This is a genomic window from Myxococcus llanfairpwllgwyngyllgogerychwyrndrobwllllantysiliogogogochensis, assembly GCF_006636215.1.
Lineage (GTDB): Bacteria > Myxococcota > Myxococcia > Myxococcales > Myxococcaceae > Myxococcus > Myxococcus llanfairpwllgwyngyllgogerychwyrndrobwllllantysiliogogogochensis.
Map to the genome: position 1 here is coordinate 1 of NZ_VIFM01000162.1, position 26,021 is coordinate 26,021.

Annotated in this window: 19 protein-coding genes; 10 read left to right on the top strand and 9 right to left on the bottom strand. The window is 70.1% G+C overall.

Annotated elements, in window-relative coordinates; all coding sequences use genetic code 11:
• Positions 1-300 precede the first annotated feature (300 nt).
• Positions 301-1,221, top strand: a complete 921-nt coding sequence (locus FJV41_RS31500; RefSeq protein WP_217446160.1) for a LysR family transcriptional regulator — start codon at positions 301-303, stop codon at positions 1,219-1,221.
• 123 nt (positions 1,222-1,344) lie between these two features.
• A complete protein-coding gene (locus FJV41_RS31505) occupies positions 1,345-2,163 on the top strand; it encodes a GNAT family N-acetyltransferase (protein WP_141646295.1) in 819 nt (272 codons plus the stop codon).
• Positions 2,164-2,170: 7 nt separating this feature from the next.
• Here FJV41_RS31505 and FJV41_RS31510 read toward each other — a convergent pair whose 3' ends face one another.
• The gene (locus FJV41_RS31510; RefSeq protein ID WP_141646296.1) at positions 2,171-3,907 is read right to left on the bottom strand and encodes an Hsp70 family protein; all 1,737 of its coding nucleotides are present in this window, start codon (positions 3,905-3,907) and stop codon (positions 2,171-2,173) included.
• A complete protein-coding gene (locus FJV41_RS31515; RefSeq protein WP_141646297.1) occupies positions 3,904-5,442 on the bottom strand; it encodes a hypothetical protein in 1,539 nt (512 codons plus the stop codon). The genes FJV41_RS31510 and FJV41_RS31515 overlap by 4 nt, the downstream gene beginning before the upstream one ends.
• 343 nt (positions 5,443-5,785) lie before the next feature.
• On the opposite strand from FJV41_RS31515, the gene FJV41_RS31520 reads away from it, so the two are divergent.
• The 5 genes from FJV41_RS31520 (at position 5,786) to FJV41_RS31540 (ending at position 16,220) form a co-directional block, all read left to right on the top strand.
• Positions 5,786-9,025: a PD-(D/E)XK nuclease family protein gene (locus tag FJV41_RS31520; protein WP_141646298.1), complete on the top strand. Its 3,240-nt coding sequence runs from the start codon at positions 5,786-5,788 to the stop codon at positions 9,023-9,025.
• On the top strand, positions 9,022-12,684 hold the full coding sequence (locus tag FJV41_RS31525) for a UvrD-helicase domain-containing protein (protein ID WP_141646299.1): 3,663 nt from the start codon (positions 9,022-9,024) through the stop codon (positions 12,682-12,684). Before FJV41_RS31520 ends, FJV41_RS31525 begins: the two co-directional genes overlap by 4 nt.
• A 12-nt stretch (positions 12,685-12,696) precedes the next feature.
• Positions 12,697-14,007 carry an adenylosuccinate synthase gene (locus FJV41_RS31530; RefSeq protein ID WP_141646300.1) on the top strand — a complete coding sequence of 437 codons (1,311 nt, stop codon included), beginning with the start codon at positions 12,697-12,699 and terminating at the stop codon, positions 14,005-14,007.
• A gap of 110 nt (positions 14,008-14,117) precedes the next feature.
• Entirely contained in the window at positions 14,118-15,725 is a 1,608-nt protein-coding gene (locus FJV41_RS31535) for a tetratricopeptide repeat protein (RefSeq protein WP_141646301.1), read from the top strand.
• A 63-nt stretch (positions 15,726-15,788) separates the two neighbouring features.
• A complete protein-coding gene (locus FJV41_RS31540; RefSeq protein ID WP_141646302.1) occupies positions 15,789-16,220 on the top strand; it encodes a PH domain-containing protein in 432 nt (143 codons plus the stop codon).
• On the opposite strand, the gene FJV41_RS31545 is transcribed toward FJV41_RS31540, so the two are convergent.
• The 4 genes from FJV41_RS31545 to FJV41_RS31560 form a co-directional block, all read right to left on the bottom strand.
• Entirely contained in the window at positions 16,221-17,096 is an 876-nt protein-coding gene (locus FJV41_RS31545) for an FHA domain-containing protein (protein WP_141646303.1), read from the bottom strand. It lies immediately after the preceding gene.
• 81 nt (positions 17,097-17,177) lie between these two features.
• Positions 17,178-17,915, bottom strand: a complete 738-nt coding sequence (locus tag FJV41_RS31550) for a YqjF family protein (protein ID WP_141646304.1) — start codon at positions 17,913-17,915, stop codon at positions 17,178-17,180.
• A gap of 64 nt (positions 17,916-17,979) precedes the next feature.
• Positions 17,980-18,693, bottom strand: coding sequence for a hypothetical protein (locus FJV41_RS31555; RefSeq protein WP_141646305.1), 714 nt, complete (start codon positions 18,691-18,693; stop codon positions 17,980-17,982).
• A gap of 15 nt (positions 18,694-18,708) precedes the next feature.
• The gene (locus FJV41_RS31560; RefSeq protein ID WP_141646306.1) at positions 18,709-19,323 is read right to left on the bottom strand and encodes an LppP/LprE family lipoprotein; all 615 of its coding nucleotides are present in this window, start codon (positions 19,321-19,323) and stop codon (positions 18,709-18,711) included.
• A gap of 163 nt (positions 19,324-19,486) precedes the next feature.
• Between FJV41_RS31560 and FJV41_RS31565 the strand changes: the two genes are divergently transcribed.
• The gene (locus tag FJV41_RS31565; protein WP_141646307.1) at positions 19,487-20,683 is read left to right on the top strand and encodes a carbohydrate-binding family 9-like protein; all 1,197 of its coding nucleotides are present in this window, start codon (positions 19,487-19,489) and stop codon (positions 20,681-20,683) included.
• Between the two features lie 21 nt (positions 20,684-20,704).
• Here FJV41_RS31565 and FJV41_RS31570 read toward each other — a convergent pair whose 3' ends face one another.
• Entirely contained in the window at positions 20,705-20,959 is a 255-nt protein-coding gene (locus FJV41_RS31570) for a hypothetical protein (RefSeq protein ID WP_141646312.1), read from the bottom strand.
• A 4-nt stretch (positions 20,960-20,963) separates the two neighbouring features.
• Positions 20,964-23,423 (bottom strand): DNA internalization-related competence protein ComEC/Rec2, encoded by a 2,460-nt coding sequence (locus FJV41_RS31575; RefSeq protein WP_141646308.1) that lies wholly within the window; start codon positions 23,421-23,423, stop codon positions 20,964-20,966.
• 191 nt (positions 23,424-23,614) lie between these two features.
• Here FJV41_RS31575 and FJV41_RS31580 point away from each other — a divergent pair, with 191 nt between their 5' ends.
• Both FJV41_RS31580 and FJV41_RS31585 read left to right on the top strand, forming a co-directional pair.
• A complete protein-coding gene (locus FJV41_RS31580; protein ID WP_002639129.1) occupies positions 23,615-24,109 on the top strand; it encodes a CarD family transcriptional regulator in 495 nt (164 codons plus the stop codon).
• 78 nt (positions 24,110-24,187) lie between these two features.
• On the top strand, positions 24,188-24,847 hold the full coding sequence (locus FJV41_RS31585) for a hypothetical protein (protein ID WP_141646309.1): 660 nt from the start codon (positions 24,188-24,190) through the stop codon (positions 24,845-24,847).
• On the opposite strand, the gene FJV41_RS31590 is transcribed toward FJV41_RS31585, so the two are convergent.
• Positions 24,822-26,021: hypothetical protein (locus FJV41_RS31590; protein ID WP_181791053.1), on the bottom strand; the 1,200-nt coding region annotated here is incomplete at its 5' end. The two genes, FJV41_RS31585 and FJV41_RS31590, sit on opposite strands and share 26 nt — an antisense overlap.

Sequence of the window (26,021 nt, forward strand, 5' to 3'; positions counted from 1 at the left end):
GGGCGGGAGGTGACGCCGCGGGGGTGGAGGTGAGCAGCAGGGCGGTCAAGGCACCAGCGAGGGATGGTGAGCACATCCAGTGGACTCCCGAGGCAAGGAGAGGGGACTTCAGCGCGCCGCGCAGTGCGGGTTCGTGAAAGGCGCACGAGGCCCGTGGGCCTCGCCGCGCTTTGTCACGGTGTACCTGCGAGAGAGGACGGACTCGCGGGGACACGAGGGAAGTAACCCGGGAGTGGTGCCCCATCATCGGGAGTGGGCGCATTAGACTCGTGCGGAAGTCGCAACAATCGGAGGTTGGGCGTGGAGCGCTTGGAGTTGAGGGACCGACTGGAGGACATGCTGGGTTTCTCCGCCGTGGCGAAGGCGCTGAGCTTCGCGGATGCGGCGAGGGAGCTGCGGGTGAGCGCCTCCACATTGAGCCGCCGTGTGGCGCGGCTGGAGGCGGCCCTGGGGACCGCGCTGCTGCGTCGCACCACCCGTCATGTCTCGCTCACCGAGGCGGGCGCCCTGTACCTGGAGCGTTGCACGGATGTGCTCCATCGCGTCGAGGAGGCGGAAGCGCTCGTGTCCGGGCTCGGAGGCGACCCGAAGGGAAGACTTCGAGTGGCGCTGCCCAACCTCTTCGGCCAGCTCCACGTCGCGCCGCTCATCCCGGACTTCATGCGTCGCTATCCGCGCATCGAGCTGGAGCTCACCTTCCAGGACCGTTACGTCGACCTCGTCGAGGAAGGGGTCGACGTCGCCATCCGGATTGGCGCGTTGCCGGACTCCAGCCTGGTGGCGCGTCGTCTGGCCACGGTGCGGCGTCTGCTGGTGGCGTCACCTCGCTATCTGCGGGGACGAAAGCCGCCCGCGCGGCCACAGGACCTGTCGGCCCATCCCTGTCTCCAGTTCAGCCACTTCGCGGACGGAGAGACCTGGACGTTTTCGCGGGGAGCGGAGCGCGCCACGGTCCGCGTGCGGCCCGCGCTGAGGGCGGACAACGCCGAGGCGCTGAGGCTCGCCGCGTTGGGGGGCTGTGGTGTCTCGGCGCTGGCGACCTTCCTGGTGGGAGAGGACGTGCGCGCGGGTCGGCTCGTGCGGGTGCTGGAGGACTGGTCGATCCCGGAGGTGGGGGTGTTCGCCGTCCACCCACCTGGGCGACTGGTGGCGTCGAAGGCGCGAGCGTTCGTCGCCTTCGTGGCGGAGCGGCTCGCTGGCGAGCCTTGGGACAGCCCATAGCCGAGCGGCGCATCACGAGGCTCCGAGGGCGGAGCGAGAGTGGTAGGGAGGGTGCTGAGTTCCGGAGACGTCATCGCCGTGGCGCGGAATGGACCGCGATCTCCGGGGTTCGAGCGACATCCCATGGACCTCATTTCCGCAGCGGAGTTGCCGTTCCTGGCCTTGTCCACGTTGTTCGCCCGTTCGTTCGAGGGCTACTTCGTCCCGATTCCCGACGCACCACAGGCCTTCGATGCGCGGGTGCGGAGCGAGCACATCTCGCTCATGGAGAGTCGGGTCGCGCGGGTGGACGGAGAGTGGGCGGGGCTGGTGTTGATGGCAAGGCGCGGGCGGGTCAGTCGCGTCGCGGGCATGGGCATCATTCCCAGTCGACGGGGACAGGGACTGGGTGGGGAGATGCTGCGGCCGTTGATGGCGGAGGCGCGAGCACGCGGGGATGCGCGGATGGTGCTGGAGGTGATCGAGCAGAATGCGCCAGCGGTGAAGCTCTACGAGCGACTGGGTTTCCGGCGTGTGCGGCGACTCGTGGGGTTCGTGGGGACGCCATCGCCGGAGTCGGGGGCGTTGGAGGAGGTGGGGCTGCAGGAGTGCGCGAGGCTGCTTCCGGACGGGTTGCCGTGGCAGCTCGATGCGGCGACGGTGCGGGGGTTGTCATCTCCGGCGAGGGCGTTCCGGTTGGGGCCGGCGTGCGCGGTGGTGGCGGATATCTCAGCGCCGACGCTGGGGGTGCGGTCATTCGTGGTGGAGCCCGAGTCGCGAGGGCAGGGCGCGGGGCGCAGGTTGCTGCGGGCGCTGGCCGCCGCGCATCCCGGGAAGGCGCTGGCGGTGAGCGCCGTCGTTCCAGAGGGCCTGTGCGAGCGCTTCTTCCTGGGGGCGGGCTTCACGCATCCCGCGCTGTCTCAGTTGGAACTCGTGCTCGACTTTTCGCCAGACGCGAAGTGAGTGTGGCTCACCGCTCGCGCAGGTGGGCCGTGAGTCCCGTTAGGTGCTCCCTCGCGGGGGTGATGACTTCCGGTCGCTGTGTCTGGAGCGCGAGCCGGAACGAGGCGATGGCCGCCGCCAGCTCCTCGCGGGCCCGCCCCGTGAGCTGGACATGCAAGGCATCTGCTCGCGCGAGCGCCGTCGTGTTCGGCAGGGCATCCTGGGGATGCAGCTTCAACGCCGCCATGGAGCGCCGCGCCTCTTCGATTTGCCCCGGTGACAGCTTGCCCGGCCGCTGCTCGATGACGAAGGCTTCCTTGCGACCCGTGGTGACGACGGTGACCTCCACCTCGAGGATGCCATTGAGGTCATACGAGAAGCGCACGTCGATGGACTGCTCTCCCGCCGGAGCCGGTGGAAGTCCCGAGAAGGCATACTCGCCCAGCTTCACGTTGTCGCTGCACTGCGCATGTTCGCCCTGGTACACCTCCAGCCGAATCTCTCGCTGGAAGTCGCCGGCCGTCCAGTAGCGCTCCACGCGGCTCGCGGGGATGACCGTGCCGCGCTCCAGGATGGGACTGAAGATGCCGGTGATTCGCCGGTGGCCCGCCTGCGCGGCGGTGCTCACCCCCAGCGTGAACGGCGCGACGTCCGTGACGACCAGGTCATCCACGGCCTGGTCTCCCGCCTTCATCGCCGCCTGCACCGCGGCGCCCATGGACACGGCCTCGTCCGGCGGCAGCTTGCGCAACGGCAACCGTCCAAACACCTGCGTCGCGAAGGTCGTCACGCACGGCATGCGCGTCGAACCTCCGACGAGCAGCACCTCCTCGATGTCCGTGGCCTTCAGTGACGCATCCTGCAACGCCCGATGAATCGGCCCGCGCATGCGCTCGAGCGCGGAGGCCCAGGCGTACTCGGCATCCTCACGGGTGAGCGCGAACTCGAAGTCCAGCTTCTTGCCTTCCGCCACCGGCAGCTCGGGAAGGACGATGCGCGTGCTCTCCGTCTGCGACAGCCGCCGCTTCGCGGCCTCACACGCCTCCCGCAAGCGCGCCCAGCCCGGCGCATGGGTCTCCAGGTCGAAGCCCTTGTCCTGGCGCAACCGCTGGGCGACATGGCGCGCCAGCAACGTGTCGAAGTCCTCGCCGCCCAGCCGCGCATCACCCGCCGAGGACTGGATCTCCACCACGCCCTCGATGATCTCCAACACCGTGACGTCGAACGTCCCGCCACCCAAATCGAGCACGACGGCCTTCAGCTCCCGGTTGCGCTCGTGCAGCCCATAGGCCAGCGCCGCCGCCGTGGGCTCATTGATGATGCGCTCGACCTTGAGTCCCGCGATGGCTCCGGCGTCCCGCGTGGCCTGTCGCTGCGGGTCCCCGAAATATGCGGGGACGGTGATGACGGCCTCTTCGACCGCCATTCCCAGGAAGGCCTCGGCGTCGCGCTTGAGCGCGGCGAGCACCAGCGCCGACAGCTCCTGGGGCGAGTACGTCCGGTCTCCCAGTCGATAGACCCGCGAGGTCCCCATGTCTCGCTTGAAGGCGAGCGCCGCCTGCTCGGGGTGGAGGACTCCGCGAGAGCGGGCCGCCGCGCCCACCAGCACCTGACCCTGTTCGTCGAGCGCGACAGCGCTGGGTGTGAGGAACTCGCCGAGGGAATTGGGAATGAGGACCGGCCGGCCCTCACTGAACACGGACACCAGCGAGTAGGTGGTGCCCAGGTCGATGCCGAGGATGGGGGACTTGGAGAAAGGACTCATAAGTATCGAGGACAGAATCTCCGGAGCTCGTCCACGAGACGATACTGGGCCTCGTTCAGTCGAGCCCGGCGTGCGGCGGGATTCGGCTCGTTGGCGGGGACGGGGGCGGTCTGTTCCTGCAGCACCGCGCGCATCTTCAAATACTTCCTGCCCATCTTGGGACATTCGTCCGCTTCAGCGGTGTCGACCAGTTCAGAGAGGCCCGCGCAGGTATCCTCCGCGCCGGGATCGGGTAGCAACTCACACAGCGCCCGGACCGCCAGGCGCGCCTCGAGAGCGTTGCCCTCACGAGGGCCTTCCTGGGCCTCTTCGGGACTCGACTTCAGCCCGAAGGTCATGACTCCCACGGCGACCATGGTCGCCATCAACACGCCGACGGACGCGAGCGCGTACGTGGTGTACCGCGACGCGCTCCGTCCCGTGCCGGGCGCCGGCGGCTTCGCGTCACCGGGGGCTTTCTTCGGAGGGGAAGGGCGCTTCGCTCCGGGCGTCGGCCCCTTGGGCACCAGGCTCTCCCCGAGAGCGGCATGGAAGGAGGGACAGCGGGCGCGAATCTGCTCCAGGGCATGGGCGGCGCGCTCGGGCTCGCGGCGGCGATAGGCGCGCATCTGCTCCCGGGTGTTCTCCAGGTTTCCGTTCAGCACCGCATGGGCGAGCAGCTTGCGCACGCCGGGAGAGACGTCGTCATCCAGCTCCCCCAGCTCCTGAACCAGCATCCACACCCACGCCTCATCCTGTTCCTTGAACGCGCCGAGGAGTCCCTCTGCCTCCAGCCACGCTGAGTAGCTTGCCTGCAGCGCACGCGCTTCGCGGGGACGGCCATTCAGGTGCAACTGCAGCAGGAAGGCGAGCACCCACGTGGGTTTCGGCGGTGGATGTTCGGGATGGCGCTTGATGGCGGCCAGCGCAACGAGCGCGGCCTGGCCCGCCTTGTCCCAGTCATCGGAGGTGCCCAGCTCCTCGGCGAGTCCCCACAAGAAGGGATGCGCGGCGGTCGTTCCGAGCAGGTTGATCTCCGCTTCAGTCAACCTCTGCGGAAAGGTCTGCGCGAACGCCAGGAGGAACTCGGGGTGCCCCTGGTTGAACGCGTCCCGGAAGGCTTGCGTCGCCTCCTCCTTCCGGTTCGACGCCATCAGGGCCTTGATGAGCCAGTGGCGGGCCTCGCCTGCCTCGGGAAGGGATTCCACCGCCTCGCGAGCAATCAGGACGGGCGCATCCGTGGGAGCATCCGAAGGCAGTGTGCTGAAGCGGGCCCGAAAGGTGTCGAGCCGCGCGTCGGCGCTCAGGGGCCCGGACGCGTGTGGCGCGTCGACCGTGGCGGGAGCCACCGGTTCCGGAGCGGCGCTCGTGCGCGGTGCCTCGGTGCCGTCGTGCGCGGCCTTGAGCAGCTCATAGGCTTCGCGCAGCCGGGCGAACCCTTGGGGGTCCACTTCCGGCTTGCGGGTCTTCAACATGCGCAGATACGTCCTGCGGACGAGGTCGGGCTCCGCCTCGGCGGCCACCCCCAGCTCCCCGCGAGCCTCTTCGAGCGTCATTCGAGTCGGAACGCTACACCGCGCCTCGAAGCGGAGCGAAGGGCAATCAAGTCCACCCTGCCGGGGCGAATGACGAGCCTCGGGTCAGGGCCCTGCCTGCTGCTGGGCGGGGCGCGTCGAGGCCCTTGCCGCCGGTCAGGACGTCTTCCGAGGGCGTCCCGAATGACGACCGCGGCGCCCGGATGCGCCGGGGCTTCGGGATAAACCCGGCACGGAGGTCCGGTTCACTCGTGAATCGTGTGAAACAGGTGGGCAAGCAGGCGGGCTTGCAAACACACTGGGCGCCGAGCGTGGAATGGAGCATGAAAGCGACCCGCTCGGTCGTTCTACACTCCGCGCATCCATGGCCCGCCCCATCCGTACCCTCCACGTGTTCCCCGATGCCAGTCGGCGTCAGGCCGCCTTGCGTGCGGAGCGGAGCGCCCGGGGCCTGGCGATGGGGACGGACCTGCTCACCTGGGATGAGCTGCTGGGCGTGCTCGGGGGCGCTCGCGAGCTGAACCGGCGTCCGTGCCCGGCGGTGGGCGCGCGCGCGGTGATGTCCTCGCTGGGGGCGTTGCTGGGTCCCACGCACTTCGGCGAGTACGTCCGGGAGCCGGCCTTCGCGCGCGCGGGGCTGGACGTGGTGCTGGACCTCAAGGCGGGGCGCCTGTCGCCGCGCGAGCTGCAGGACGCGGTGGAGGTCCTCCCGCCCGAGCGGCAGAAGCACGTGCGGGTGCTCGCCCGGCTGTACCACCTGTACGAGCAGAAGCTGGCGGAGTTGGGCCTCGCGGACCGTGAGGACGTGCTGAGGGGCTCGCGCGAGGCGCTCGGCCGGGGTGAGTGGCCCACGAGCTGGGATGGCGTGGGCACGCTCGTCCTGCATGGCATTTACGACGTGCGCCCCTCGGGCCTGGAGCTGTTGCTGGCGCTGGCGGCCGCGTGTGAATCGCGGCGCGTGACGCTGCGGGTGGAGACGCCGGTGGGTGGCTCTCCGGTGGCGGACGCAGCGCTGGCCTCGCTGTTCCGCGCGTTCGAGAACCGTGGCGAGACGATGCCGCACGTGGACCTCTTCAAGGCGGACGTCACCTTCGAGGCCCGACCCTTCATCGACCTGGGGCGCTTCGTCTTCTCACCCCGGGCGCCGCGCGAGGCGCTGAAGGACGTGGAGCTCCAGCCTCGTGTGTGGAGCGCGGCCACGGCGCGGGAAGAAGCGCGACTGGTCGCCCGGGACGTGCGCCGACTCATCGCCGACGGGGCGTCTCCTTCGGACATCGCCATCGCCTACCGCGAGCTGGGACCGGAGGCCGGGTGGCTTGCTGAATCGCTGGGCGAGCTGGGGGTGCCCGTGCGTCTTCCCTGGGGCGAGCCGCTCGCGTTGGCGGGGCCGGTGCGCCTGGCGCTGGACCTGCCGTTCCTGGTGGAGGATGGCTTTCCGGCCGAGCGCGTGGCGGAGCTGGTGGGCAGTCGCTACGCGCCCACGTTGTCGCGGGGAGGACCGGAGGCGCCCGCGAGCTTCTTCGCACTGGCGGCCGTGCGTGATGACCGGCTGGGCGCGCTGCGAGGGCGTGGTGCCTATGACATCCGGCTGGATGGACTCGCGCGTCGACTCCAGGCGTTGCAGGGGGCGCAGAAGAAGGACGGGAGCGCCCGCATCCATGCGGTGCGGCTGCTGCGCGAGCGCTGCCAGTTGCTGGTGGATTACTGCCGACGGATTCCCGAGAAGGGCACCGTCGCGGAGCTGCTGGCCACGTGGTGGCATGTGGTGGAGCGGCTGGGGCTGATGGACTCGGAAGGGCCGCTGGAGGCTCGCGAGGAAGGGGGCCTCGCGGCTCGGGCCCTGGATGCGCGAGCCCGTGACGAGGCCGCGCGCGAGGCGCTCCGGCTGCGAGTCCAGGGCCTGCTGCGGACGATGAAGGCGGTGGGCGGCGGCCCGGTGTTGCGTCGGCGCACCTTCGGACGCTGGCTGCGCGATGCGATGGCGGACGCGCACCTGCCCGCGCGAGGGCCTCGTGGCTCCGCGGTGGAGGTGCTGGATGCCGCCGAGGTTCCAGGACGCTCGTTCCGACATCTGTTCCTCGCGGGGCTCACCGAGGGACGTTTCCCTGGAAGGGATGCGCCCTCTCCGTTGCTCGGGGACGCGGAGCGCTCCGCGCTCAACCAGCACCTGGGACGGGATGTGTTCCGGCTGACGGGAGGCGAGTTCGAGGAGCGAGCGCCGTGGCGGCTCACCGAGGACCGGCTGCTGTTCGCCAGCGCGCTCGCGGCGGCGGAGGAGACGCTGAGTCTGTCCTTCGCGATGGAGGGCGCGGGAGGCCAGGAGCAGGTGCCGTCCTCGTTCCTGGAGGAAGTGCGCCGGCTCACCGCGCTGAAGTGGCAGCCGCGCTCGCTGCCGCCGATTCCCCCGCTCGACGAGGTGCTGACGGAGTCCGAGCTGCGTCGCTGCGTGGCGCTGGAAGCCCTGGCGCAGCCGAAGCTGCGCGTCACCGAGCCGGACGCGGCGGCGAGCCTCCTCAAGCGTCACTTCGACAAGGAAGCCTGGTACTCGGGCGCCCGCGAGCTGTCGCTGGTGGAAGTGGAGCGGCTGTTCTTCTTCGGCGACCCGAACAAGAAGCCGGGGCCCTTCACGGGCTCGGTGGACGGGAACACGCAGCGCGCGTCCTTGCGTGAGGCGTTCCGCTTCGACCTCACTCGGCCGCTGTCTGCTTCCGCGCTCGCGCGCTTCGGCAACTGTGGCTTCCAGGGCTTCCTCACGTATGGCCTGAAGGTGGCCGAGCCGGACCGCCCGGGCGAGGAGTTCGACGCGAGGGGCCGTGGCACCTTCTGGCACCGCGTCGTCGAGGAGGTGTTCCAGGCGCTCAAGGAGCACCAGCTCCTGGGCAAGGCGCCGGAGGACGTGCCGGACGAGGTGCTGGACACGGCGCTCCAGTCGGCGGTGGCGCACTTCGAGAAGTTCCACCACGTGGGGCATCCCGCGCTGTGGAAGCTGGCGCATGAGCGCGCGCGGGCGATGGCCCGTCGCATCCTCGTGGACGAGCGGCGCGGGCTGCCGTTCGAGCGGATGGTGCCAGAGGGCTTCGAGCTCCAGTTCGGCCCCGCGGCCACGGACGACCGTTGGCGCCACGTCGTCCTTCCCATCGAAGGGGACGCCATCGTCTTCGAGGGGAAGATCGACCGGCTCGACGTGGCGGGCTCGGAGGTGGGCGTCATCGACTACAAGTCCGGGAAGCTGGACAAGAACGAGCTGAAGAAGCGGCTGCTCACGTCGGACTTCCAACTGCCGCTGTACCTCTTCGCGGCGCGGGAGAGCGGGCACGCGACGGCGAGTCAGGCCGCGTGGTTCTCGCTGCGCACCGGCGCCACCATCCATCTGTCCGACGTCGTCCCCGCGCAGGAGCTGGATGAGCTGCTGTCCACGGACCCGGAGGTGCGGGCGAGGGTCGCCGCGAAGGAGGGTGGACGCAACCTGCCCAACGCGGTGGAGTCACTCGTGAAGACCCTGCGAGAGGGCCAGTTCGCCGCGCGGCCCCAGGACTGCGGCATGTGTGGCTTCCGCGCCGTGTGCCGAATCACCGAGCGCCGGATGACGGAGGAGGGCGGATGAGCGCGGCTCCCTCCCTGCTCGCGCTGGAGCGCAACCTCGCGTTGATGGCGGGCGCTGGCGCGGGCAAGACGTACAGCCTGGTGACGATGACGCTGCACCTGCTGGCCGGTGCGCGCGAGGCGGGCGCGGCGATTCGTCCCGCGCGGCTGTGCATGTTGACCTTCACGGACAAGGCCGCGGCGGAGATGCGCTCCCGCGTGCGCCAGCGTCTGGACGGGCTGGCCCAGGGGGATGCTCGACTGGACCAGGAAGTGGAACTGCGTGAGTCGCTCGAACGGCTGGGCCGGCCCTTCCCGTTACCCGATGCGTGGCGGCAGATGCGCGAGGAGCTGGGCTCGGCCACGGTGGGAACGTTCCACTCGCTCTGCGGCCAGTTGTTGCGACGGGCCCCTCCGGCGGTGGGCATCGACCCGAGCTTCGAGGTGCTCGACGAGTTGGAGGCCTCCAGCCTCGTGCAGGACGTGGCCGAGCGCGTGGTGTTGGATTCGCTGGAGGGCGGGGACGCGCAGGTGCGCGAGCTGTGTCAGGAGCTGGGCTTCTCCGGCTCGGGCTTCTCCGACGGACTGGTGGCCGCGCTGGTGTCGGTCTACGGCAAGCTGCGCGAGGAGGGGTTGAAGGCCGCGTCGGCCGCCGTCGGAGACGTGGCGGAGGCTCGCGAGGACCTGGATGAGGTCCTGACGCAGAGCCTTCGGCTGTGCGGTGAAGCGCGCGCGCTGGATGCGAAGGGCGAGTGGAGCCGGCTGGTGGGCGCCCTGGAGAAGGCGCTGAACGGGATGACGGCGGAGAACTTCCATCAGGGAGACCGCTACCCGTGGTTGCGCGCCAGCTTCGCGGCGGATGGGCGCAACTTCGCGAGGCTCAGCAAGGGCGCCGCGGCGCCGGTGCGTGAGCTGTACTGGCGGACGTTCGGCAAGAGCGACGGCTCGGTGCGCAGGCTGGAGGATTCCTGGGCCGCGTGGCGCACGGCGCCCTTCGAGGCCACGTTCCGTGAGCTGCTGGGCCGCGTGGAGACCCGGCACGACGCGGAGTTCTCCCGTCGCAACGTCTTCGACTTCACGTCGCTGCTGGTGAAGGCGAGGGACCTGCTCAGGGACTACCCCGAGTTCCGCCGACAGGTGCAGGAGCGCGTGGGCTCGCTGCTGGTGGACGAGTTCCAGGACACCAACCGTCTCCAGTTGGAGCTGGTGTTGTTGCTCTCGGAGCGGCGCGAGGAAGGCCCGCGCGAGCTTGCGCCGGACGTGGACCTGGCCGCCGCGCTGCCCCTGGAGCCCGCGTTCCTCTGCGCGGTGGGAGACCGCAAGCAGTCCATCTACGAGTTCCGTGGCGCGGATGTCTCCGTGTTCACCGTGCTCGCCAAGAAGATTGAAGACGAGGGGGGCACGCGCGGCTTCCTCCAGCACAACCGCCGCTCGGTGCCGGGGCTGTTGTCCTTCTTCAATCACGCCTTCGCCGGCGTGCTGGTGGCGGCGGATTCGCAGGCGCCGCGTCCGTTCGAGGTCATCTACGTCCCGGAGGAGGACGACCTGTCCCCGGTGCGTGCCTCGCTCTCCGAGACGGCCGCCGTGGAGCGGCTCCACCTGGAGGAGCAGGAGACCGCGGGCGACTTGCGCTGGCTGGATGCGGACTGCGTGGCGCGACGGCTGCGCATCATGCTCGCGCCGGGCGCGGCGCCCACCGTGGCGCGCGAGGATGGAGAAGGGGCCCGGCCCGCGCGCGGTGGTGACGTGGCCATGCTGTTCCGGACCTTCACGCACCTGGAGGTCTATCGACAGGCGCTCATCCGTCACGGTGTGCCGCACCGGGTGTTGCGCGGACGCGGCTTCTACGGTGCGCAGGAGGTGTTGGACCTGGCCTCGTTGCTGGCGCTGCTGGCGGACTCGGAGGACGCGCTCGCGTTCGCGGCCGTGGTGCGCTCGCCGCTCGTGGGGCTGTCGGATGCGTCCCTGTTCCAGCTCGCGGGGGAGCAGCCGTTGTCGCTGGCGTCGCCGCGCTTGTCGGACCCCACGGTGCTGGAGTCGCTGCCCGAGCGCGAGCGGGTGCGCCTGGTGGACTTCCTCGCCGCGCTGCCCGCGTTGCGCGAGGAGAGGGACCGCCTGGGTGTGAGGGAGCTGCTGCTCGCGGCGCTGGACATGACGGGGTATCGCGAGGCGTTGGCGGGCTCACCCTACGCGGAGCAGGCGAGCGCCAACGTGGAGAAGCTGCTGTCGCTGGCGTCGCGGCGTGACGAGCGTGGCACAGGGGGCTGCGTGGCCTTCGCGCGAGAGCTGCGCATGCTGGCCGAGTCCGACCCCACCGAGGCGCAGGCGGACCTGCTGGACGCGGGGGACCCGCGCGCGGTGCAGTTGCTCACCATCCACCGCGCCAAGGGCCTGGAGTGGCCCGTCGTCGTGGTGCCGGGCATGGGCGGCCGCCGTCGGAGCACCTCCGGGCGCGCGCACTTCGAGCGCTCTCATGGCATCGCCCTGCGGCCGTGGGTGCCGGACTCGTTGGAGGGCTACACCTCCAATCGCTTCGAGGCGGTGCGACAGGAACTCAAGGCGCGCGAGGACGCCGAGTACCGCCGCCTGCTCTACGTGGCCCTCACGCGCGCGAGGGACTTGTTGGTCCTCTCTGGAGGCGAGGAGCCTCGCGCGGGCAAGGACTCGTGGTGGCATCTCGTCGATGCGCGGTTGGAAGACGTCACCACGCGCGAGTTCGTCGACGACGTGGACGTGGATGAACTGCCACCGCCCGCGGACCCGGAGCCTCCGGGACCGGAGTCGCTCGCTCGCGCGGGGGCTCGAGTGGAGGCCGCGCTGCTGCGCGTGCGGGGTGGGCTGGTGGAGATGGGCGAATCACCCGGTGGAGTCTCCGCGCCCGTGAGCGCGGTGCAGGACTTCCTCGCCTGTCCTCGACGCTTCCACTACGTGCACCGGCTGGGGCTGCGCGCGGCGCCCTGGCCCTGGGAAGCCCCTGTCCGGGACGCGCCGCTCCTGGTCGACCCGGAAGGCTGGCTGCCCGCGAAGAGTCCAGCGGAACTGGTGCGTGAGCTGTTGCGGAGAGCGGACCTGCGACTCGCCTCGGCACGTGACGTGGATGTGACGGAGCGCCGAGCGCATCTGGAGTCATTGTTGCGCGAGGCAGGCTCGCTTCCGGACGACGAGGGCATGGAGGAGGTCTTGTCGACGGTGGAGCGCGTCCTCGTCACGGACTTCGCTCGCTCGGTGGCGGAGTCTCCCTCGCGCATGGTGCACCGGAGCCTGGCCTTCTCGCTGTCCCTGGAGGACGGCGTGTCCCTTGAGGGCGAGGTGGATGTTCTGTGGGAATCACCTCGCGGTGAGGCGGTGGTGGTCGCCTACAAGTCGGGTGGACGACATCCCCTGGGGGCCGCCGCGTATACACACGAGCTGGCGGCGCTGGCGTTGGCGGCTCGACGGATGGTGCGGCCTGGAGTCCCCGTCCGTGTGGGCGTGGTCTTCCTGGGCGAGGCCAGGCCCGAGCCCGAGTGGAGCATGGACGGGGTGGGTCAAGAGGAAGCGGCCAGGCGGCTCGCGGACGGCGCGCGGGCGCTGGCCAGAGGAGAGGTCCGAGGTGCCTGGGCGGGACGAGAGGTGGCGACCTGCCAGGCCCTGCATTGTGGCTTCTCGGAACACTGTCACCCGGCCCCTTCCGCGTGCTAAGCGGCGGGCACCATGCCGAACGTCGTCGTCATCGGAGCGCAGTGGGGAGATGAGGGTAAGGGCAAGGTCGTCGACCTGCTTACCGAGCATGCCCAGTTGGTCGTCCGCTTCCAGGGCGGCAATAACGCGGGCCATACGCTCGTGGTGGGTGGCCAGAAGACCGTCCTTCACCTGATTCCCTCGGGCATCCTCCACCCGGGCAAGACGTGTGTCATTGGCAACGGAGTGGTGGTGGACCCCGCGGTGCTCGTGGGTGAAATCGATGCGCTCAAGGCGCGCGGTTTCCTCAAGGAGGACTCGCAGCTCCTCATCTCCGACAATGCCCACGTCATCTTCCCGTGGCACAAGCTGCTGGACAGCTTCCGCGAGAAGGCCCGCGGTGGCAGCGCCATCGGGACCACCGGTCGCGGTATCGGCCCGTCCTACGAGGACAAGGTCGCGCGCCGGGGCATCCGCATGCGTGACCTGCTCAATTCGGACCGGCTGCGCAAGCGCATCGAGGAGCGGCTGCCGCAGGCGCTCGAGGAGCTGAAGGAGCTGTGCGCGAAGGCGGGCGTTCCGGTGCCGCAGTTGGAGGTGCCGCAGGTCCTGGCCGAGTTCTCCGCGCTGGGCGAGCGACTCAAGCCCTACGTGCACGACGCCTCGCTGTTCCTCGCGGAGCAGGTGCGCAAGGGCGCGCGCATCCTCTTCGAGGGCGCGCAGGGCACGCTGCTCGACGTGGACCACGGCACCTATCCCTTCGTCACGTCGTCGAACTGCGTGGCCGGCAACGCGGCGGTGGGCTCGGGCCTGGGGCCCACGGCCATCGACAAGGTGATGGGCATCAGCAAGGCCTACACCACGCGCGTGGGCGGCGGTCCGTTCCCCACGGAGCTGAACGACGCGATTGGCGATCAGCTGCGCAAGGTCGGTGATGAGTTCGGCGCGACGACGGGTCGTCCCCGCCGCTGCGGCTGGTTGGATGGCGTGGTGCTGCGCTACGCGGTGCGCGTCAACGGCCTGTGGGGCATCGCGCTCACCAAGCTCGACGTGCTCAGCGGGCTCAAGTCGCTCCAGCTCTGCAACGCGTACGACCTGGATGGCCAGAAGGTCACCGAGCTGCCCGGGGACTACGAGGACCTGGCGCGCGTCAAGCCCATCTACGAGACGCTGCCCGGTTGGGACGAGAAGCTCGCCGGCGTGCGCAGCTTCGACGAGCTGCCGGAGAACGCGAAGCGCTACGTCCGTCGCGTGGAGGAGATCAGCGGCGTCCCCGTGGTGTGCGTCTCCGTGGGCGCTGACCGTGGCGAGACGGTTTTGCTGCAGAACCCCTTCCGCAGCTGAGGCGGGGAAGCGCACCCTCGGAGGAAACTTCCCACCGAGGGTGCGGGAGCGCCGTGACGCCGTCCCCGGTTTCTGCTACGGCAGTCGGGAGCCACCCCCTGGGGGACGTCATGGTTTTCGTGAGCAGGTCCGTCATCGCCCTGACCGCGGTGTTGCTGCTCGGCGCCGCGGAGCCTTCCGAGCCCGCCCGGGCTGCCTTCGCTCGCGGTGAGTCAGCGCTCTCCGGTGGTCGTCTGGATGAGGCCGCCATCGCCTATCGCGAGGCGCTGGCCGCCACGCCTGGATACGCCCCGGCGCTCAATGGCCTGGGCAGTGTCCTGTTCCGCCAGGGCCAGCTGAAGGACGCCATGGCGCGCTTCATCGAGGCCACGGACGCGGACCCCCAGCACAAGATGGCGTTCTTCAACCTGGGCTATGCCGCGCGCAAGGCCGGGGATGCCTCCACCGCCGCGCGAGCGTATGCGCGCTACGTCCAGCTCGAGCCCGACGACGCGGACGGCTACTACGGACTGGCGGAGAGCCACCGTCAGCTTGGTGACAAGGCCCAGGCGATTGCCGCGTATCAGGGCTACATCGCCCTTGAGCGGCGGCCCTCGGAGCAGATCTGGGTGCAGAAGGCGCGAGGGCACCTGAAGGCCCTGGGCGGAGTGCCCCTGCCCGCGACAGCCGAGCGCACGGGCCCGCGTGTCGCCGCCGCGCCGCCACATTCATCCGTTGTTCCCGCGAGCGAGGCCGTCCCTCCAGTGGGGAGCGCGGAGCCCGCGAGTGGCGTGCGTGAGAAGGGGAGCACCCCGAGCGCCACGCCCGTGGCGGGAAGTGCCTCCCCGGAGGGGAGCAGCGCGCAGAAGGGGACTGCTGCTCAGGCTGGGACTGTCGCTCTGGCGGGGAGCCCGGGCCCGGCGGTGGGACTTGCCCAGGCTGAGTCGGCCTCACCCACGGGGAACGCCGCGCAGGATCCGCTGCCCTTCCCGTCGACCCGCGCGGCCACGGAGGGCTCCCAGGAGCGGCCGTCGAACCCGGCGCTCGCGGCCTCGCGCATCCGTGATGGCGATGCGTTGATGAAGGAGCGTCGCTACCGTGAGGCGGCCTTCGCGTTCCTGGACGCGTCGCACGCGGACTCCAGCCATGTGGAGGCCCTCTTCAAGCTGGGCAATGCGTTGGCGGTGCTCGGCTACTACGGGCAGGCGGTGGAGAAGTGGGAGACGGCGACGCGGCTCACGCAGGACGCCGCCATCCGTCAGAGCGCGCAGGACAACATCACCCGAGCTCGCGCGAAGCTGGCCCAGGCGGGCGCTTCACCCCAGGCCGCGGGGCAGGCACCTGGCTCCGGACCTGTCGCTGACACGACGCGCGCCCAGGCCCGGCGAGCCTATGAGCAGGGCGTGCAGCGCATCGGTGCGCGGGACTTCGCCACCGCGCTGACGCATCTGACCCAGGCCATCCAGCTCGAGCCCATGCTGGCGGTCGCCTACACCGCGCGCGGCAGCGCGAACATCGGCCTGCGTCGCTACGCGGAGGCCGCGGCGGACTACCAGTTCGCGTTGGAGTTGGAGCCCCAGGTGGCCTCCCCCCTTTACGGGTTGGCAGAGTCCTACCGCGCCCTCGGTCGCAACGCCGAGGCCCGTGGCCTCTACGAGCGCTACGCCGCTTCGTCCGCCGCGGATGTCCGACCTCAGCTCCAGGAGGAATCTCGACAGAAGGCCACGAAGCTGCGTTGACCGGCTGGCAGGCGGGCGCCGGGGCAGGTGGATCCTGTCAGTCCCAGGCACTAATTTGGATGCATGGCCGTGCGCGACGCGGAGATGGACGAACGGCAGGTTTTCCGCCCCCGTCGGGGGCTGGCGGCCTCGATGGCGGTGGCTGGCCTGCTCTGGGTGGCGGTGCTTCTCTACCTCTTCAAGTTCGAAGGGGTCCCGCTGAAGACCTTCCTCTCGGCGGGCTTCTTCATCCTCTTCTTCGGCGTCTCGCTCACGTACTACGCGCGAACGCTCATCGTCGTGGATGCCCGGGGCATCACCTACCGGGGCATGGTGCGAACCCGGCGGTTCTCCTTCGCGGACATCCGCAACGTGGACGTCCTGCCGGGGCCCGTCACCGTCTACGCGATTCGTGGACAGTGGGGATTCGTACACTTCACGAGCTTCTTCCGGCACCACCAGACGCTCGCCCGGATTCTCGTCGAACGTGCCGGGTTGGGGCCTCTGCCGGGCTGACTATCCCGTCGCCAGCACATAGGTGACGAGCAGCCCCGCCAGCGCCGCTGCTGCGCCCAATCCAATGAGCCACCATTCCGCGTGAGCGCGGCGCACGGTGGGCCGAGCCTCCGAGGGCCCCTTTGCCTCGGCCCCCTCGCCGTCGGGTGTCGGAACCTCGACGATTCCTTCCGGTGCTCGTGAAGGGGGCTCACTGGCCACGGGCTCGGGTGTGGGTTCCTCCAACGGGGCCTGGAAGCGCAGCAGCGTCCGGCCCAGCTCCAGGACGTCGCCGTCGGACAGGGGCACCTGTTCTCTCACCCGCTGACCATTGACGAAGACACCGTTGGGACTGCCCAGGTCCTCGAGCGTGAAGGTGCCCTCGTCCTCGTCGTGGAGGATGCAGGCGTGGCTGCGCGAGACGGCGCGGTCTCGAAGGCGCAGCGTCGCCTCCTGGCCGCGACCCAGCCTGGTGCGTGCCTCCGCGAGCGCGTGGGTGCGGCCCACGTCCAGCCCCGTCAGACAGGTGAGGGTGGCGGCTCGGGATGGGGCGGGCGCGTCCAGGCCCGTGAGCAATCCCTTGAGCACGGCGACCGTGCCCAGGCCCCGCTCCATGGGGGCTTCCGGCAGCACGCTCAGGAGCATCGTGTCGGGCAGGCCCAGCACTTCACCCGGGAGGACCAGTCGGGACACGCCGGGTGGCACGAGCACGCCGTTGACGTTGAAGGTCCGCGTCGCCTCCACCATGAGCTGGGACCCTTCGATGCGCAGGGTCAACAGCTTGGGCGGGAGGGACTCCAGGCGGATGTGGTCGTCGGGACCGCCGCCCAGCAGGTGGTGTCCTTCGGGCAGTTCGAAGGGCGTGGTGGTGCCCAGGTGTTGGAACTCGAAGCGCATGGCCCGCCGTGGAGCAACGCGCGGACCGGCACGCCGCTCGGGGAATCGCGCGCTTACCGGGCGTGAGCGTCCGGGACGGCGTCAGTCCATCCCCACCGCGAGACGCTCGCCCGGATACACCGCCACGCCCGAGCCATCCGCGACGAACGCCGACGCGGGAGTCCCGCTCAGGACGGACGTGAAGCGGTCGCCATAGAGCCGCGAGACGTCACAGTCGAAGGCCACGTCGTCCGCCTGCCACACGGACCACCGCGGGTGCTCCACGCGGTACTCCGCGCAGCCGCCATCGCGCTGGGGCGTGTAACCCCAGTAGTGCTCGGTGATGAACTCTTCCTGCGAGTCGGGGGTGCTGGTGACGGGGCGGCCGCGAGTGCTCGCCGCCAGGCGCTGCCAGCGGCCCTCGTGCTTCCACGCGTATTCCAGCCGGCCCGGAGCGCCCTGCTCGGCGCCCTCCATCTCCACGATGTGCCGCATGGGCAGCGCGAGATAGGGCTCGTTGTAGACGACGCGCGCCACGGTGGCGATGGCCCAGCGAGGGACCAGCTCCCGCACGAAGGCCACGCCGCGCCGCCAGCCTTCGGGGCCGCGATGGCGCACGTAGTAGCGCAGGTTCACCTCGTCGAATTCCCGGTGGAAGGGCACCGCGAGTCCGCGCACGCGGGTGTCCAGGAAGCGGAAGCCCACCATGCTGACGAAGGTCTTCCCCTGCCACGTGTCCAGCTCCGTGCCCCGCGGCACGAGCGGCGCGAGCACCTTCGGGTCCACCTCGTAGTTGAGCATCACGAGGTACCGCCACGTGGCCGTGAGAAAGGGGCGCATGCCCCTTCGTAATGCGCTCGAAGCCGCGACGTCCTGGCCGGCGCATCCTTCCCGGCACGCCGGCTTACTGGATTCGGAAGCCGATGTTTTGTGGCAGCGAGAACATGTAGAGGGTCGCCACCACCATCATCACCCCTGCCAGCGCGAGGAGGGCGATCTTCAGCGAGGGGTGGAGCAGCTTCGTCGACACGCCCGCGAAGAAGAGGACGGAGGCGAAGAGGACGACGCAGAAGGTGAAGTTGTCGCCGTTCTGGTTGGACTGTCGCGCCTGTTCGAAGGCCTTCTCGGCTTCTGCGGCCAGCTCCCGACTCTTGTCGAGCGTGGCGGGGTGGTACTCGGGTCGGGTGAAGGGCGTTCCCTCTGGAGCCTCGCCCGGGCGGGTTGCCTCCGCGCGCCAGGCTTCGAAGGCGGGTCTGAATTCCTCCCGGAAGCGGCGCTCGTAGAAGTCGAGCCTTTGCGAGTCGCCGTCGGTCCACGCGTCCGCCCAGCTCTCGAAGAGGCTGGTGTCGATTTCAACCAGCAGCGCCATCGTCGTGGAGGCGCGCACCGACTCGGCGCGCAGCGCGTTCGCCTTGCTGTACTGGAAGGATTGGTCTCCGCTCCACCGGGTCGACTGGTAGGCGGTCCATGCGGACCCGACGGTGGCGAGGGCCAGCAGCACGGTGGCCAGGAGCTCCAGCACGTACTCACGGCGCCGCTCATGCGCGGGACGGAGGTGGAGGAGCGCGTCGGCGATCTCCTTCTTGAGTTCGGGCGGAACCGTCGCGGGCGTGTCCATGTCGTGGGCCCTTCGTCACTGCGGTGGGGTGGGACTCGTCGTGGCCTGGGTCGCCGTCACCACGGGCCCCTTGGGGCCTGGCTGGAGCTCGTACTGCACGGAGCCCTGTCGCGATGGACAGCAGAGCGGGTCGTCCGCGGCGTAGCGACGCACGGTAGCCGTCAGGTTCCTGGGGCTGTAGAGGCGGACCTCACCCATGGCTCCGTCGAAGCGGTCCGTCATCGGCTCCGGTGCCAGGGTGCCCGCGAAGCGGCCGTCGACGAAGACGAACACCTGGAAGCCCATGGCGCGGCACATGCCGTCGCCTTCCGCGGCGGCGGTGATGACCTCCGTCGTGTCGAAGACCTGGAGCGGGCCCAGCAGCGTCCACCCCGCCTTCACCAAGGCCCGGTCCGACGCGGTGGTGGGCTTGCGCGCGAACCGTGCGCAGCGTCCGGTGCGAAGGGACTGGCCATCGCCCGGGAGCGCCTTGGGCAGGCGAGCGCCCGACGTGTTCCAGGTGGGCAGGGGCTTCGCGTCCAGCCAGGTGGAGCCCGTGGATACGGAGTCGTCGGAAGCCGCCATCGCGAAGAGGGATGTCAACACCGCGCAGAGCAGGGCCGTGGGTGCGAGCAACCGACTACGCGACATGAGCGAAACCTCCCGGAAGGTGCCGGCTTGAAGATGGAGCCTGCGCCCCGCGAATGGGACGCAGGGGGCACGGCCGGGCAGGTGCGCGCAGGGCCGCCAGGGCTTCCCCTCGTGGCGAACGGGCCCACTCCCCACCGTGAAGTCGCTAGGATGCCCGCCGCCGATGCGCACCCCTTCCACCGTCCTTCTCCTGACCCTCTCGTGCCTCGTGGCCGCGTGCCGCGATGAACAGGCGGGCCCCAAGCCGCGCACGTCCCGTCTGCCCGAGCCCGCGAAGGCCCGCGTCCTGGACACCGCGCCCTCGGACCTGACGTACCGAAGCGGCGCCACGTTCGCGGGGGGCTCGGTGGTGTACCTGGGCTCGAAGGTGACGCCTGCTCATGCCGCCCCGGGCGAGCAGGTCCGGCTGGCGCACTACTTCCAGGCGGTGCGTCCGCCTCCGCAGGGGTACGGCTTCTTCGTCCACGTGGTGGACGCGGCGACCGGCGGAATGCTCGTCAACGCGGACCACGAGATTCAGGACGGCGCGGCGCCGCTGGCCTCATGGCCGGTGGGCAAGGTCGTCGAGGACATCCACTCCGTGCCGATGCCGCCCGTGCCCTCTCGGGCGATGCTGGGCTTCTGGCGCGGCGACGAGCGGCTGCCTGTGGATGACACCGCCTCTCACGACGGGGCACACCGAATGCTTGGTCCCCAGCTCGGCGGCGCGGCTCCGGAGCTGCCCGAGTATGTCGTCCGCAGGGCGGGCACCGCGCCCACCATCGACGGTGTGCTCGACGACGCGGTCTGGAAGGAGGCCGCGCCCGTGGTGTTGAGGGGCAGCTTCGACGGGCGCGCGGTGCGACTGCGCACCGAGGCGCGTCTCGCCTACGACAACGCGTACCTCTATGTGGCCTTCGACAGCGAGGACCCCGACGTCTGGGGCACGCTGCGCAAGCGCGACGACCCCATCTACGAGCAGGAGGTGGTGGAAATCTTCCTCGACGCCAACGCGGACGGGCGCACGTACAACGAGCTGCAGGTGTCACCGCACAACGTCAACTTCGATGCGTACTTCCCCGCGCGTCGGCAGGGAATGGACCTGTCCTGGGACTCGGGGATGACGACGGCGGTGAAGGTCCGGGGCACGCTGGACGACGCCTCCGACAAGGACGAGGGCTGGTCCGTGGAGATGCGGATTCCCTTCGCGAAGCTCGCCGAGGTCCCCCAGGTGCCTCCCCAGCCGGGAGCGCGCTGGCGCTTCAATCTCTACCGCCTGGAGCACCATGGCCGCCGCACCGTGGAGGGGCAGGCCTTCTCGCCCCTCTTCGTCGGTGACTTCCATGCACTGCCGCGCTTCGCGTGGCTGACCTTCCAGTGAAGACGCCCGTGCCGCGCGCGCTCACGCGTGCGGAGTGATGTCCCACTGGGCATCCGCCACGGAGCGCTCGGAAGGGTCCCCGAGGAAGCGGAGGTAGCCCTGGAGCTCCAGCGTATCGATGAGCTCCTCGGCTTCCTGCTGGGAGAAGCCCTTCAGGTCCACGAGCAAGTCCCGCATGAGCGACTTGCCGCGCAGGTAGCCCACGGGTTCTCCAGGGCCCAGCGCGTCCTTCAGGTCCGCCGTCAGTTGCCGCAGGTCGATGTCCTCGGGATTCATCGCCTCAACGATGGGAATGCCGCGCATCAACGGCAAGTCGAGCGTCCTCACCGGCGGGCTCGCGCGTCAGGTGAGGGACCAGCCGGACATCCCGCCCGTCACTCTCCACGGTGACGGCGCCGTCGATGTCCGTCCTCCAACACTCGCTGCCCGCGGCGCGATAGCGCGCCTCCACCTCCGGATGGGGAAAGCCGAAGCGGTTGCGCCGGCCGACACAGAACACCACGTGCTTGGGGCGTATGCGGTCCACCAGGGCCTGCGTGGAGGACGTGCGTGAGCCGTGGTGCGGGGCCTTCAGCACCGTCACCGGGCCCAGGCTGTCAGCCAGCAGCTCCTCCGCGTCGTGCTCCATGTCTCCGGGCAGCAGCACCGTGACGTCACCGTGGCGGACCCGCAGCACCACGCTGCGGTCATTCACGCCTTCCAACAGCTCGCGCTCCGCGTCCCCCGGCGGGCCCAGGACCTCCACCGTCGCCTCGCCCAGGCGCAGCGAGGGATGTCCGGCCTGCACTTCCTCCACGCTCGCATCGCGCGCGGCCGACACCACCCGCCGAGACAGCGGTCCGCCCTCGTCGCCCGCCGGCAACCACAGGCGCGCGGTGGGCACGTGCTCCAGCGTGGACACCAACCCGAGCGCATGGTCCGGATGCGGATGGGACAGCACCGTCAGGTCCAGCGTGGAGATGCCCTGGTGTCGGAGGTAGGGGACGATGAAGCGCAGCCCTGTGTCGGCGCCTCCTGGCGAGCCACCGCCATCCACGAGCGCATGGTGTCCGCGCGAACTGAGCACCACCGCGTCTCCCTGGCCGACCGAGAGGAAGGTGACGCGCAGGCCCGGCTCGGGCGCGAGCCGTGGAGCGAGCGCCGCGGCGACCAGGGCCACCGGCGCCAGCCATCCGCCCCCGCGCCACCGGCCCGTTCCCAGGGCCCACGTCAACAGTCCGAAGGCATACAGCGCCGACCAGGCCCCGAGTGGCGGTACCTCCACAGAGGCCAGGGGCATGGCGGCGAACACCCGGGTGAGCCACAGCAGGGCCTCCGACGCCCAGGCTCCCGCCCACAGCACGGGAGTCGCCAGGGGAGGTGCCACCACGAACAGCGCCGCCCCGCCCGCCGCGAGTCCCGTGAGCAGCCCGCACAGGGGCAGGGCGACGACATTGGAGAGGAGCCCCGCCAGGCTCACCCGCCCGAAGGCCGACGCCGCCACGGGCAGTCCCGCGAGTGTTGCCGCCGCGCTCGCGCACAGCGTCTGTGCCACGGCCTCGCGTCCCTGTCCCCAGAGTCGCGCCCATCGACGTGGCTCGCGCGGGTCCGGCCGAGGGAAGGGCAGGGCCAGTCGCAGGGCCGGCACGAGCAGCACGAGTCCGAGCACCGCGAGGAACGACAGTCGCAGTGACAGGTCCTCCACGCTGGAGGGCGCACACAGCACCAGCACCAGCGCGGCGGCGGAGAGGCCATTCAACCCGTCCGCGCGCTTCCACCACGCCAGTCCCAACAACACCACCGTGGCCATCACGGCTGAGCGCACCGCCGGCGGCTGGCTGCCGGTGAACAGCACGTAGGCCCAGACGAAGGGCACCGCCGCGGGCGCCGCCACCCGTCGAGCATCCAGCTTCCGCCACCGGGCTCCCGCCCGCACCAGCAGACGCCGCAACAGCGCGAGGGTCATCAGCGCCAGGGCCGCGACATGCAGCCCGCTCACGCTCAGCACGTGCGCGAGACCCGCCCGGGAGAAGGCCTCCTCCCAATCCGCGTCCAGCTCCGCGCGCCGCCCCGCCGCGAGCGTGAGGAAGAGGGCCGCGGAGTCACGAGAGGGCGCTACCCGGTGCGTCGCCTCGGCGAGCCGCTCCCGCGTGTCCTCCATCACCCAGCGCCACGCGGGCGCGAGCGACAGCACCAGCACACGCTCCGCGCTCGTCGCCCCCGTGAAGGCCACGCCCTGCCTGCGCCGGACCGACGTGAAGTCCTTCTCACCTGGATTGGCGGCGGGCGCGTCCGGAGCAAGGCGAACCCTTGCCCGCAGTCGTTGACCCGGCAGCAGTGGCGGCGCGGCTCCGCGAAGCGTCAGGTTCAGCTTGAAGCGGGCACTCTCGAGCGCCCCTTCCTCGGGCCCCGCGCGAACCACCGCGAGCCGGACCCGGGTGGCTCCGTCCAGGAGGTCCACCCGCCCGGCTTCGCCCTCCACCACGGCCTCGCCGCCCTTCGCCAGGGCCGTCGGAACCAGGGTCTGGGATTCCCAGCGCGCCAGGCCCGCACCGGCCATCCAGAGTGCGCCCAGCACCGCCAGATGAGCACCAGGCAGCCGGGCGAGCACCAGCCCGGCCACTCCCAGCAAAACCCCGCAGACCAGAAATAGCTCCGCCGGGCCGTCCGTTCCAGGAGACCAGAGAGCGCCTAGCAGCAAGCTCAACGAAGGAAAGAAAAGGGGACGCGTCCCCAGGTCGCGCCACGCGTAACGATCCACCCGCCACCCCGCCCAACACCGTCCGTCATGCCGGCTCGTACACCGAGCGATACCGCGTACGAAAACCGACAACGTAGTCGGGCGCGTCCTGGGTGGTCAAGGCGATATCGTTGCCCGTGGATGTGGTTTGTGGTAGTAGTGCCCGGCTTGGTGATGGAAGGCCGGGAGCGAGTCTTTCAAGGAGGCAGTTAGTGCAGACCAGCTTCAAGACTGGTGACAAGGCGGTTTATCCGGGCCAGGGCGTCGGTGAGGTGATGGGTATCGAGCACACCGAAGTGGCCGGGCAGCGCCAGTCGTTCTACGTGCTGCGCATCTTGGAGAACGGGATGCGGATCATGATCCCGATCAACAAGGTCGGGTCGGTCGGCCTCCGGGAGATCATCAGCGAGGAGGACGTCAAGCAGGTCTATTCCATCCTCAGGGAGAAGGACATCTCGGTCGACTCCACGACCTGGAACCGGCGCTACCGGGAGTACATGGAGAAGATCAAGACGGGCTCCGTCTTCGAGATCGCCGAAGTGCTGCGCGACCTCTACCTCCTGAAGGGCGACAAGGACCTGTCCTTTGGCGAGCGGAAGATGCTCGACACGGCGCGTTCGCTGCTCATCAAGGAGCTGTCGCTGGCCAAGGACTGCACCGAGGAAGAGATCGAGTCGGACCTGAAGAAGATCTTCAACCTCGCCTGAGCTACACGGGCTTCCGCCCGAGAGACTCCTTGCCCCGGGTTCCCGCGAAGGGAACTCGGGGCTTCGTCTTTTCACGTCATGAACGAGTCGCCTTCCTCCTCCTCGGTACAGGCCGAGCGAGACGCGCGCATCGCCGAACTCGAGTCGAGCCTCGCGCGGCGTCGCGTGGGTGTCAGGCCGCTGGCGGCCGTGCTGGGCATCGTGGTGAGCCTGGCGCTCCTGATGATGCAGCGTCGGGAGCTGGCGTACTTCTTCTCGTCCCGGGTTCCCCTGACCTTGGGCGTGGAGGGGGACTACCGCTTCGACGCGCTCGCCACCAATCGCTACGCCCAGGTGCATGGACTTCCCACGGCGCGAGGCGCCTACGAGCGGGATGGGAGCGCGCTGTTCGTGCTGGTGGGCCTGCGCGAGTCGCCCTTCGTCGTGCGCCGGCCCGCGTTGCCCGGCGAGGACTGGGTGAAGGGGCGGCCTCCGCCTCCTCCGGACCCGAGGCCCTTCGGCATCCGGGGGCGCCTGCTTTCGGAGGACGATGCGCCGCGCTACCGCGATGCGCTCGCGCTGTTGCGAGGCATGGGGGAGCTCCAGGCCCACGAAGGCAAGCTGTGGTTGCTCATCGAGGGCGAGCGGCCGGGCGAGGACCGTGGGCTCGTCCTGGCCTGCCTGGCACTGCTCGCCTTCGGTGTGCTCAACGCAGTGCTGCTCTACAAGGCGCTCAAGGGGCCTGCTCGAGCCGCCTGAGTCCCTCGGTGGCCCTGCGGTTGCCCGCGTCGTACTTCAGGGCCTGCTGGAAGGCCGAGCGGGCCGCGTCGGAGTCTTGGGCCTTCATGTGGTCCGCGCCAGAGCGGACATACAGCGTCGAGAGCTGCGCGCGCAGCTGGGGCCCCAGGCGGCTCCACCCCCTGGACAGCTCCTGGTCGACGTTGACGGCGACGGTGAGCTGGGTGATGGCGCGAGTCGTATCGCCCTTCGCCAGGGCCTTGCGCGCCTCGCTGCCCGCGGCGTCGAAGCGGACGAGCTTCGCGTGCAGCGCCGTGAACCGGCCGGACTTCGCCATCTCCATGGCGGACGTCACCTCTCCGGCTTCATAGAGCCGCAGGACCTCCGCTTCCGTCGGAGGGCCCAGGGGCTTGGTGTCACGGGCCTTCGTGTTCGTGACGACCTTCTCAGCGGAAACGGCCTCGTCATCGGAGGACATGGCCTGGAACGCGGGGACTTCTTCCGTCGTGTCACGCGTCCCACGCGGGGGTGCGCGGACCGCTCCGGTGGCCAGGTCGCTCGCGCTGAGGCTCGAGGGCGAAGCCGAGGTGTCTGTCCGCGACGGACGCGCCGCGGCCGTGGCCAGGGCCGTCGCGCGCGGTTCTGCGGGCGCGGCGGACGTGTCGGTCCGCGAAGCCCGTGTAGCGCCCGACGCGATGTCCCGAGCGCTCAGGCCCGCCGTCGACGTGGACGAGCCGCCCTGTGACGGTCGGACCTTGTCAGGGGCGCGTGAATCGTCATCCCCGGACGGGGCCGCCTGAGCCTTTCGCTCCTCAGTCCGAGTGGCGGCGCGAGGCTCGTCACGTTCGGTTCCGCTTCTCCGCGTCCTCGCCGGTGTTTCGCCGACCGTGTCGTCGCCCGTGGGCGCACGGTCCGTGGCTCTGGCGGTGGGACGCACGTTCCCCGTGTCCACGAGGAGGGGACGATCATCCTCCGGTTGGGCGGGCTCGGACGGCGGAGTCTGCCCTCGCGTGGAAGCGGAGCCACCCGAGCGCGGCGCCTCGTTGGTGGGTGCCGTCCGATTCGAGCTCAGTCCCACCGCGAGCACGGTGATGAGGGCCGCCACGGTGGAGCCCAGGCCCGCGGCGACGAGTCCCACGCCCCAGGGGCCGAGACCTCGCTTGCGCGGAAGGGGTTCGGGGGTGGCGCCGGTGAG